Annotated in this window: 3 protein-coding genes; 2 read left to right on the forward strand and 1 reads right to left on the reverse strand. The window is 65.8% G+C overall.

Annotation, left to right across the window (positions count from 1 at the left end; all coding sequences use genetic code 11):
- Window positions 1–65 precede the first annotated feature (65 nt).
- Entirely contained in the window at window positions 66–551 is a 486-nt protein-coding gene (locus RBA40_RS13610) for an Lrp/AsnC family transcriptional regulator (RefSeq protein ID WP_306648387.1), read from the reverse strand.
- Between the two features lie 150 nt (window positions 552–701).
- Here RBA40_RS13610 and RBA40_RS13615 point away from each other — a divergent pair, with 150 nt between their 5' ends.
- Window positions 702–2,816 (forward strand): aminotransferase class V-fold PLP-dependent enzyme, encoded by a 2,115-nt coding sequence (locus RBA40_RS13615; protein ID WP_306648388.1) that lies wholly within the window; start codon window positions 702–704, stop codon window positions 2,814–2,816.
- A gap of 300 nt (window positions 2,817–3,116) precedes the next feature.
- Window positions 3,117–11,864, forward strand: a complete 8,748-nt coding sequence (locus RBA40_RS13620) for a GH36-type glycosyl hydrolase domain-containing protein (protein WP_374710494.1) — start codon at window positions 3,117–3,119, stop codon at window positions 11,862–11,864.
- The last annotated feature ends 189 nt before the right edge of the window (window positions 11,865–12,053 follow it).

Here is a 12,053-nt window from a genome sequence, read left to right on the forward strand (position 1 = left end):
GATGTCTCTCCTCTGATCTGGACAGCGGCATCATCGCACGATTCTGCACAATTTTATATGCCGTTTTAGGCAGGAAGACGCTTCAAAATCAGATCGAGCGGCAGCGCGGTGGTGTACTTGATCTGCTCCATCGAGAACGCCGACGACACGCCCGTCAGGTGCGCCGTCTTGATCAGCTTCTTGTAAAAGAGGTCGTAGCCGCCGATATCGGTGGTGACCACCTTGAGCAGGTAGTCGACGTCGCCGCTCATGCGGTGAAACTCCATCACCTCGGGCAGGGCGATGACGGCGGCGGCGAAGCGCGTCAGCCATTTTTCGTCGTGTTCCGTCGTGCGCACGCTGACGAACACCGTGACCGGCAGCCCGACCTTGTCGCGGTTGATGATGCTCACACGGCTCTGGATATACCCCTCTTCCTCCAGCCGCTTGACGCGCTTCCAGCATGGGGTGCTGGACAAGCCGACCTTCTCGCTCAGGGCCGCGATCGACAGGGTTCCGTCGGCCTGCAGGGCCGCGAGGAGGGCGCAATCATACTTGTCGAGAGAACTCATTCTGCTTTCCGCTGAAATTTGGTATGAATATGCTTAATGAGTACGAATACCAGCAAACTTTGGCATATTTTCTCACGTTTAAGACGTTAACATATCACGCAAGAATGACATCAACGTTTCACCATCCTGTTGCCGCTGCCCGGACCTGCCATGCATACTGAAATTTACCTCGACGCCAACGCCACCTCGGCCGTTCATCCGGCCGCCATCGCCGCCGCCGCCCTGGCCATGCGCGACTGCTACGGGAACCCCAGCAGCAGCCATGCCACCGGTCTGAAGGCCAAGGCGATGCTCGACGGTGTGCGCGCACAGGCGCGCCGCGTGCTGGGCGCGGGGCCGGGCAAGCTGACCTTTACCAGCGGCGCCACGGAAGGCATCCAGACCTCGGTGCTGTCGGCGCTGTGCGATATCCGCGCGCGCCGCGCCCGGGGCGAAGCGACCGGCGACCTGCTGCTGTACGGCGCCACCGAACACAAGGCGGTGCCCGAAAGCCTGGCGCACTGGAACGCGCTGCTCGGCACCGGCCTGGAACTGCGCGCGCTGCCGGTCGACGCCGACGGCCGCCACCGGCTCGACGTGCTGCGCGAACTGGCGCCGCGCGCGGCTTTCGTGTGCACCATGGCCGCCAATAACGAAAGCGGCACCATCTCCGACCTGGCCGGCATCGAAGCGCTCTTGCGCGAGTGCGCGCCAACGGCGCTGTGGATGGTCGACAGCGTGCAGGCGCTCGGCAAGCTCACGCTGGACCTGGCCGCGACCCGCATCGATTACGCGCCGTTTTCGGGCCACAAGCTGTATGCGCCCAAGGGCATCGGCATGCTGTATGTGCGCGAGGGAGCGCCCTACACCGCGCTGATGATGGGCGGCGGGCAGGAAGCCGGCCAGCGCTCCGGCACCGAAAACATGAGCGGCATCGCCGCCCTGGGTGCCGTGCTCGCGGCGCTCGACGATGGCGCGAGCTTTCGCAGCCACGCGCAACTGGTCCGGATGCGCGAACGGCTGGCCGCGGCCCTGCGCGCGGCGCTGCCTGGCATCGTCTTCAATGCGCCGTTCGAACACAGCTTGCCGACCACGCTCAATTTTTCCGTGCCTGGCCTGGCCGGCAAGGAACTGCTCGACCTGTTCGACGCCGCCGGCGTGCGCGTCAGCGCGGGGTCGGCCTGTTCGGCGGCCAAGGCCGCGCCCAGCTATGTGCTCACGGCGATGCGGCTGGCACCGTGGCGCTGCGCCGCGGCGGTGCGCATGTCGTTCGGGCCGATGGCGGACGAGGCCCTGATCGACGCCGCCTGCGAGCGCATCGCCCGCTGCGGCGCGGCCTTGCGCGCCAGCTGCCTGATCCCGTCGGCCACGCCCGCGCAGGACAGCGACGGCGTGGTTCAACTGGGCGCTGGCGGAGCCTGTACCTGGCTGGTGCTCGACGCGGCCAGCCGCACCTGCGCCATCATCAATCCGCTCGCCGCGCTGGCGGTGCGCATCGCCGACCAGGTGCGCTGCCAGGGCTACCGGGTGCGCGCCGTGATCGACACGCATGGCGGCGCCGGTGACGGACGCGCAGCCCTGGTGGCGGCGCTGGGCGGCCAGCTTGCCGGCGGCATCAGCCACGAAGCGCTGGGCTGGCCCGTGCTGGCCGACGAAGCCACGCTCGATAACGGCCAGGTCGTCAGTGCCCTGATGTTCGGCACCCGCGTGCTGGCGCGCGTGGCGCACGCGAACGGCGCCAGCTACCTGCTCGGCGAGCGCTCGGCCGCGGGCCTGGCCGCCGGCGATGTGCGCTTTGCCTTCACCGGGCCGGACGCGGTGATTCAACAACTGGCGGAACTGGTGTCGCGCAAGACCATCGTCTGTCCGGCGTGCGAGGCTGGCAGCCTGCCTTGCACCACCCTGGTGGCCGAACGCAGCGCCGCAGCACCACCCGCCAACCCCTTGGCGATGCAGCTCGAGGCACATGGCCTCGAGCGCTTCTTCAACGACCATCCCGATGCGCTGCTGATCGACGTGCGCGAAGCTTACGAACATGCGGCGGCGGACGCGGACCACTGGCACGGACGCGCGGTGCAGAGCGTGCCCCTGTCGCGCCTGGCCGACCGCCTGTCGGTCTGGCTGCGCGCCCACGAGCGCCCGCTGGTGTTCTTCTGCCGCAGCGGCGCGCGCAGCGTCAAGGCGGCGCAATGCCTGCACCGTCTCGGTTATCGCAATGCCTGGCATGTGGCGGGCGGCGTGGCACTGGGCGGCGATGCCGGCGCCATGCTGCCGCTGGCGGCGTAGCGCGGAAGTGGGGCGGTCGGGGCGCGAAGCCCTGGGCCGGGCACGCCAGTGTCCCGCCACGCCTTTCAATGACAGCATTCATCGTTTGATGCTTCGTATCACTGGCCATGATACAAGGCGCAATATTCGCGGTGAATTCCACCAAAATTGCTCAGTCTGCTTCTGACTGACAACCCCGAAATGTTCGCTGGCGCACAGTCGTGAACATGGCATCGTTATAAGATTGCAACAGCCGTACGACCCGGTCGCAACTCGCTGTCCCGCAGCGTGTTGGCTACTCATGCCCACGCGAGGTCTCTGTTGAACCAAGAAAACACTAAATTAGCGGACACGCTCTATGCCTGGCGCAACGTCCTCGACGGCGAACGACCCGTCGACGACGAATTTCCCCTGCGCTCGGAATTGTTCAGTGCCGCCCAAATGGCGATGCACGGCAAGCATCTTGCCTCCTCCCACCAGCTCAGCGAGCGCGGCGGTCCCGACCGCCTGTTGCCGCGGCTGACCGAAAACGCGACGGTCATCACCGACACCTGTACGGAACTGACCACCGCGATCAAGGCGGGGCGACAGATTACGCCCGCATCCGAATGGCTGCTCGATAACTTCTACCTGGTCGAAGAGCAGATCCGCATCGCGCGCCGCCACCTGCCGAAGGATTACTCCAAGGAGTTGCCGCGCCTGGCCAACGAGGATGCCGACGGCAATCCGCGCGTGTACCAGATCGCGCTCGAAATCATTTCGCACGGCGATGGCCGGGTCGATCCGGAGAGCCTGTCGCGCTTCGTCGACGCCTACCAGGAAGTGGCAACGCTCAGACTCGGCGAATTGTGGGCCATTCCGATCATGCTGCGCATCGCGCTGATCGAGAACCTGCGGCGCGTGGCCGCGCGCGTGTACGACAACCGCGTCCAGCGCGACCGCGCCAACACCTGGGCCGACCAGATGGCCGAGACGGCCGAAAAGAATCCGAGCGACCTGATTTTGCTGGTGGCCGACATGGCCCGTTCCGGCCAGCCGATGAACAGCGGCTTCGTGGCCGAACTGGCGCGCCGCCTGCAGGGACAGAGCCCGGCATTGACCCTGGCGCTGCAGTGGGTGACGACGCGCCTGGCCGACGCCGGCCTGACCATCGAACAGCAGATCCAGGCCGAAATCGGCCAGCAGGCCGCCGACCAGGTCTCGATCAGCAACAGCATCGGCAGCCTGCGCTTCCTCGGCACCATGGACTGGCAGGAGTTCGTCGAAACCATGAGCGCGGTCGAACAGACTTTGCGCCTGGACCCGGCCGGCACCTACGGCAAGATGGATTTCTCCACGCGCGACAATTATCGCCACGTGATCGAAAAGCTCGCCAAGCGCAGCGACTTCACCGAAGTGCAGGTCGCCGAAACCGCGCTCGAACTGGCGCTGGCGAACCGCTCGCCGGCGGCCGGCGGCCTGGATGAACGCACCCGCCACATCGGCTACTACCTGGTCGGCAGCGGCCAGGCGCAGCTCGAAAAACGCCTGGCCGTGCGCAATCCGCCGCTCGAAGCGCTCAATAAAAGCGGGCGCGCATCGCCCCTGTCGACCTACCTTGGCGGCATCGTGGTGCTCACCCTGCTGTTTACCGGCACGGCCATCATCCACGCGCGCGCCGACGGCGTCGACGACTGGATGCTGGCGCTGCTGGGCGTGTTCGCCCTGCTCGGATCGAGCCAGCTGGCACTGGCCCTGGTCAACTTCATGGCCACCCAGCTCACGCGCCCGCACCCGCTGCCGCGCATGGACTTCAAGGAAGGCATCCCGACCGATGCGCGCAGCATGGTGGTGGTTCCGACCCTGCTGTATAGCCGCGACAACGTGGCCTCGCTGTGCGAAGCGCTGGAAGTACGCTACCTGGCCAACCGCGATCCGAACCTGCGCTTTTGCCTGCTGACCGATTTCGTCGACGCGCCCAAGCAGCACATGCCGGGCGACGAGGACCTGGTCGAGCAAGCACGCGCCACCATCGCCGAACTCAATGAGAAATACGGCTGCGATGTCGACGAAGAGATTCTCGGCGCCGATGGCGAGCCGGCCATGTCGCGCTGCCACCTGCAACCGTTCCTTCTGCTGCACCGCCCGCGCGTGTGGAGCGCCAGCGAAAACGCCTGGATCGGGTACGAGCGCAAACGCGGCAAGCTGGCCGCGCTGAACGCCTTCCTGCGCGGCGGCGCGCGCGACCAGTTCTCCATGGTCGCCGGTTCCACCGACGGCCTGGCCAACGTGCGCTACGTGATCACGCTCGACACCGATACCCAGCTGCCGCGCGACGCCGCGCGCCAGTTCATCGCCACCATGGCGCACCCGCTGAATCGTCCGACGCTCGACAAGGCCGGAAAACGCGTGGTCGAAGGCTACGGCATCCTGCAGCCGCGCGTAGCCGCGGCGCTGCCGGGCGACACCGCCTCGCGCTACGAGCACCTGTGCGGCGGCGAACCGGGCATCGACCCGTACACCCGCACCGTCTCCGACGTGTATCAGGATGTGTTTTACGAAGGCTCGTTCGTCGGCAAGGGCATCTACGACGTCGATACCTTCGAGACGGTGCTCGGCCACCGCCTGCCCGACAACCAGATTCTCAGCCACGATCTGCTCGAAGGCTGCTACCTGCGCGCAGGTTTGCTGAGCGACGCCCAACTGTACGAAGAATACCCGGCGCGCTACAGCGACGACGTGAGCCGGCGCCACCGCTGGATTCGCGGCGACTGGCAGCTGGCCGGCTGGCTGCTGCCGCGCGTGCCTGGCGCGAACGGCAAGCGCGAATCGAATCCGTTGACCGCGCTGTCGCGCTGGAAGCTGTTCGACAACCTGCGCCGCAGCCTGATCGCCACCACCTTGACCGCCCTGCTGATCTTCTGCTGGGCCCTGATGCCGACCCCGTTGTTCTGGACCCTGGGCGTGCTGGCGGTGATCTTCCTGCCGACCTTCTTCAGCGCCATGTTCGACATCATCGAAAAACCGCACGACGTCCTGTGGCGCCAGCATCTGGCGACCGCGTTCAAGAGCGCGCGCCTGATGTTCGGCCACTCCGCGCTGCAACTGGCCTTTTTGCCGTACGAAGCGCATTTCAGCCTCGACGCCATCGTGCGCGCCTCGTGGCGCATGCTGGTCACGCGCCGCCGCCTGCTGGAATGGCGTCCATCGAGCCTGAACCGCTCCAGTACCGACATGGAGAGCAACTGGAAGAGCATGTGGATCTCGCCGGTGCTGGCCGTGGCCACCACCGTCCTGCTGGCTTACTTCCACCGCGAAGCGCTGCCGATTGCCGCGCCCGTGCTGCTGCTCTGGTTCTTCGCGCCGGTCGTGGCCTGGTGGATCAGCCTTCCGCAAGAACGCGCCGCGACCGAACTGTCGTCGCCGCAGACCCTGTTCCTCGAATCGCTGGCGCGCAAGACCTGGAGCTTCTTCGAGACTTACGTCACGGCGGAAGACAACTGGCTCGCGCCCGACAACATGCAGGAGCATCCGGTCAAGGTGGTTGCGCACCGCACCTCGCCGACCAATATCGGCATGGCGCTGCTGGCCAACCTGACGGCGTGGGACTTCGGTTTCATCACCACCGGGCGCCTGCTCAAGCGCACCCGCGACACGCTCAACACCATGGCGCGCATGGAGCGTCACCAGGGGCACTTCTATAACTGGTACGACACGCTGACCTTGAATCCGCTGCACCCGATGTACATTTCGGCGGTCGACAGCGGCAACCTGGCCGGCCACCTGCTCACGCTGGCGCCGGGCCTGACCCAACTGGCCGACCAGCCGATCGTCGGCAAGCAGACCTTGGACGGCATCGCCATCACCTTGAACGTGGTGCAGGAACACGCGCTTGATGCCGGTCCGGCCGTCAAGGCCGCGATCGACGCCATGCGCAGCCACCTGTCGGCCGACCGCGTGCGCGAAACCGAAAGCCTGCCTGGCATGGCCGCCGAACTGGCGCGCCTGTCCGGCTGCGCCGACGCCATCCTGGCCGCCATGCATCCGGTGGGCGAACCGAACCTGCAGGGCTGGGCCGACAAGCTCGCCGAGCAGTGCCACACCGCGCGCGACGAACTGCTGCAACTGGCGCCGTGGATGCGTGCGGCCCAGGAGTACGTGGTCGACACCAGCCTGACGCGCATTCCGACCCTGCGCGAACTGGCCAACTTTGCCCTCACCGGCAGTGCCAGCACCGACCTCGCCCCAAGCGAGCGCGAACGCCAGCAAACCCTGACCGATCTGGTGGCCCAGGGCAGCGCCCGCGCCGCCCAGCGCATCGCGGACATCAACCGCATGGCGTTTGAGGCGCGCGAGTTCGCGAACATGGACTTCCGCTTCATGTATAACACCACGACCAACCTGCTGGCGATCGGCTACAACGTATCCGACCGCCGCCTGGACGCGGCCTGCTACGACTTGCTGGCGTCCGAAGTGCGCCTGTGCAGTTTCGTCGGCATCGCCCAGGGCCAGTTCCCGCAAGAGCACTGGTTCGCGCTGGGCCGCCAGCTGTGCATCATCGGCAACGAGCAATTGCTGCTGTCGTGGAGCGGCTCGATGTTCGAGTACCTGATGCCGCTGCTGGTCATGCCGACTTACCAGAACACGCTGCTCGACCAGACCTACCATTCGGTCGTCAATGCGCAGATCGAGTACGGCAAGCAGCGCGACGTGCCATGGGGGATTTCCGAATCCGGCTACAACACCGTCGACGCCAGCCTCAATTACCAATACCGCGCGTTCGGCGTGCCGGGCACTGGCCTCAAACGCGGCCTGGCTGACGATCTGGTGATCGCCCCGTACGCAACCATGATGGGTTTGATGGTGAACCCCGACGCCGCTGTCGAAAATCTGCAGCGCATGGCCGACCTGGGCTTCATGGGCAAGCATGGCTTCTACGAGGCGATCGACTACACCGCCGCACGCCTGCCGCGCGGCCAGACCTTTGCCGTGATCCGCTCCTTCATGGCGCACCACCAGGGCATGGGCTTCCTGGCCCTGAGCTATCTGCTGCACGACCGTCCGATGCAGCGCCGCTTCGAGTCCGACCCGCTGTTCCAGGCCACCTTGCTGGTGCTGCAGGAACGCGTGCCGCGCGCCGGCGCCTTCTATTCCAACACCGCCGAACTGGCGGTCATGCGCGCCCCGGCGCAGGAAGTGTCGACGTCCGCCACCCGCATCATTACCCAGACCACCACGGTGCAGCCGGAAGTCCAGTTGCTCTCGAATGGCCGCTACCACGTGATGGTCACCAGCGCCGGCGGCAGCTACAGCCGCTGGAAAGACCTGGCCGTGACGCGCTGGCGCGAAGATGGGACCTCCGACAACTGGGGTAACTTCTGCTACGTGCGCGACGTCGACAGCGGCCATTTCTGGTCGACCGCCTACCAGCCGACGCTGGTCGAGCCGAAGTCGTATGAAGTCATCTTCTCGGAAGGACGCGCCGAATTCCGCCGTCATGACCGTGGTCTCGACCTGTACACCGAAATCGTGGTCTCGCCGGAAGACGACATCGAACTGCGGCGCACGCGCATCACCAACAAGTCGAACGTCAAGCGCACCATTGAATTCACCAGTTACGCCGAAGTGGTGATGGCGCCGGCGGCTGCCGACAACGCCCACCCGGCGTTCAGCAAACTGTTCGTGCAGACCGAAATCCTGCGCAACGAGAATGCCATCCTGTGCACCCGCCGTCCGCGCGCCAAGGACGAGCAGATGCCATGGATGCTGAACCTGATGACGGTGCACGACGGCGTTCTGATGGACGTCTCGTACGAAACGAGCCGCAGCGAATTCCTCGGCCGCGCCAACAGCACGGTCGCCCCGCGCGCCATGCTCGAACCGCAGCCGCTGGGCGGCAGCGAAGGCTCGGTGCTCGATCCGGTGGTCGCGATCCGCTACAAGGTGACCTTGGAACCGGACCAGATGGTGGTGCTCGACATCGTCACCGGCATGACCGAAACGCGCGAACAGGCCGTGCACCTGATCGACAAATACCAGGACCGCCATCTGGCCGACCGCGTATTCGAACTGGCATGGACGCACAGCCAGGTCGTGCTGCGCCAGCTGAACGCCACCGAATCGGACGCGCAGCTGTACAGCCGCCTGGCCAGCACGGTGATCTACCCGAATGCCTCGCTACGCGCCGATGCCGGCATCTTGATTCGCAACCAGCGCGGCCAGTCCGGCCTGTGGGCGTACGCGATTTCGGGCGACCTGCCGATTGTGCTGATGCAGATCAAGGACCCGGCCAACATCGACCTGGCGCGCCAGATGGTGCAGGCGCACGCTTACTGGCGCCTCAAGGGCCTGGTGGTCGACCTGGTCATCTGGTACGAAGACCAGTCGGGTTACCGCCAGCTGCTGCACGACCAGATCATGGGCCTGATCGCCTCCGGCATCGACGCGCAAGCGATCGACCGTCCGGGCGGCATCTTCGTGCGCCTGCTCGACCAGATCGCGCAGGAAGACCGGGTGCTGATGCAATCGGTGGCGCGCGCCATTATTTCCGACAGCCGCGGTACCCTGGCCGACCAGGTCAAGCGTGCCGTTCCGGTGGCGCCGAAACTGGCGCCGCTGGTGGTCGAAGCGCGCGGCGAGGAATACCAGCCACGCGCCGGTATTGCTGTTGCTGCACGCGACCTGATCCTGCACAACGGGCTGGGAGGCTTCAGTGCCGACGGCACCGAATACGTCATCCGCACCGATGGCCAGAACCGCACGCCGGCGCCGTGGTCCAACGTGCTGGCCAACCCGAATTTCGGCAGCGTGGTATCGGAGAGCGGCCAGGCCTACACCTGGAGCGAAAACGCGCACGAGTTCCGGCTCACGCCGTGGGCCAACGACCCGGTGTCGGACAGCAGCGGCGAGACGTTCTATATCCGCGACGAGCAGACCGGCCGCTTCTGGTCGCCGACCGCGCTGCCGGTGCGCGCGGCCGGTGAATACATCACGCGCCACGGCTTCGGCTACAGCGTGTTCGAGCACAGCGAAGAGGGCATTCACACCGAACTGTCCACTTTCGTGGCGCTGGATGCCTCGATCAAGTACTCGGTCATCAAGATCCGCAACGACAGCACCGTGCCGCGCCGCCTGTCGGCTACCGGCTACGTGGAGTGGGTGCTGGGCGACCTGCGCGCCAAGTCGGCCATGCACGTCACCACCGAACAGGATCCGATGAGTGGCGCGATCTTCGCGCGCAACGCCTACAACACCGAGTTCACGGGCCGCGTGGGATTCTTCCACGTCGACGCGCAGCAGAAAACGTTCACCGCCGACCGCAATGAATTCATCGGCCGCAACCGCACGCTGGCCAGTCCGGCGACGATGGGACGCGCGCGCCTGTCCGGCAAGATCGGCGCCGCGCTCGACCCGTGCGCCGCGCTGCAGGTGATGGTGGAACTGCAGCCGGGCCAGGAACGCGAACTGGTGTTCATGCTCGGTGTTGGTGGCCGCCGCAATGCGGACGCCAGCGGCCTGGTACAGAAATACAGCGGCAGCGTGGCTGCGGCGGCGTCGCTGGCGATGGTGCGCAAGCACTGGGACCACACGCTCGGCGCGATCCAGGTGCAAACGCCCGATCCGTCGCTCGACGTGATCGCCAACGGCTGGCTGATGTACCAGACCATCGCCTGCCGCCTGTGGGCGCGCAGCGGCTACTACCAGTCCGGCGGCGCTTTCGGCTTCCGCGACCAGCTGCAGGATGCCATGTCGATGATCCATACCGAGCCGCACCTGCTGCGCGAGCACCTGCTGATGTGCGCGGCCCACCAGTTCGTGGAAGGCGACGTGCAGCACTGGTGGCATCCGCCATCGGACCGCGGCGTGCGCACCCATTGTTCGGACGACTATCTGTGGCTGCCGCTGGCGGCGCACCGCTACGTCATCGGCACGGGCGACCGCAGCGTGCTGACCGAACCGGCGCCGTTCCTCGAAGGGCGCCCGCTCAAGCAGGAAGAAGAGTCTTATTACGACATGCCGGGGCGTTCGAGCCAGACCGGCGACCTGTACGAGCACTGCGTGCGCGCCATCAAGCGCGGCTTGCGCTTCGGCGAACATGGCTTGCCGCTGATCGGCACCTGCGACTGGAACGACGGCATGGACCGCGTCGGTAACGAAGGCAAGGGCGAGAGCGTGTGGCTGGCCTTCTTCCTGTACGAAGTGCTGCAGCGCTTCGCCGAAGTGGCGGTGGTGTACGGCGACCACGCGTTCGCGGAAACCTGCAAGAGCGAGGCTGCCACGCTGGCGGCCAACGTGGAAGCCAATGCCTGGGACGGCCAGTGGTACCGCCGCGCATACTTCGACGATGGCACGCCGCTCGGATCGCATACCAACGACGAATGCCAGATCGATTCGATCTCGCAGAGCTGGGGCGTGATTTCGGGCGCGGCCAATCCGCAGCGCACGGCGTCGGCCATGAAGGCGGTCGACGAGCGCCTGGTGCGGCGCGACTATGGCCTGGTGCAGCTGCTCGATCCACCGTTCGACGATGGCGTGCTCAATCCCGGCTACATCCGCGGCTACGTGCCGGGGGTGCGCGAAAACGGCGGGCAGTACACCCACGCCGCGATCTGGACCGCGATGGCGTTCGCCAAGATGGGCGACACCGAGCGCGCCTGGGAACTGCTGCGCATGATCAATCCGGTGCAGCATGGCAGTACGCCGGAGAGCGCGGCCCTGTACAAGGTCGAGCCGTATGTGGTCGCGGCGGACGTGTACGCGGTCTCGCCGCACATCGGCCGTGGTGGCTGGAGCTGGTACACCGGTTCGTCGGGCTGGATGTATCGCCTGATCGTCGAGTCGCTGCTGGGCGTGAGCCTGGCCGGCGACAAGCTGACCATGACGCCGCACTTGCCGGCCGACTGGCCGGGCTTCAAGCTGCAGTACCGCTATCGCGAGACGATGTATGCGATTTCGGTGCAGGCCGCCGAAGCCGATGCGATGACGGTCGACGGTGTGCCGCAGCCGATGAATGTGATCCAATTGGTCGATGACGGCCGGCCGCACAAGGTGGAACTGCGGGTGCGCCGCCAAGGGGCAGTACAGCCTTAAGCAGTGCCGATTCCCGCGCAGGGCGCACAGCCTTGCGCGGGTTTTGTCCCAAATGAGACATTTTCGTGTTTCATACTACAAATGTTTTATTTAGTTTTCCACAGGCGCGCCGCGCTGCTCCAAGGCAACAAATCTCCCTCACCCTGCTAAGTCCGCTACTCTTGCGTTGACTATCGGCAAAACACGTGT

Origin of the sequence: Massilia pseudoviolaceinigra (genome assembly GCF_030846505.1) — a bacterium.
Lineage (GTDB): Bacteria > Pseudomonadota > Gammaproteobacteria > Burkholderiales > Burkholderiaceae_D > Telluria_A > Telluria_A violaceinigra.

Bases quoted from the DNA above. Each gene is read 5' to 3' on its own strand.
- RBA40_RS13615 (WP_306648388.1), top strand. From the start codon at position 702: ATGCATACTGAAATTTACCTCGACGCCAACGCCACCTCGGCCGTTCAT.
- RBA40_RS13610 (WP_306648387.1), bottom strand. From the start codon at position 551: ATGAGTTCTCTCGACAAGTATGATTGCGCCCTCCTCGCGGCCCTGCAG.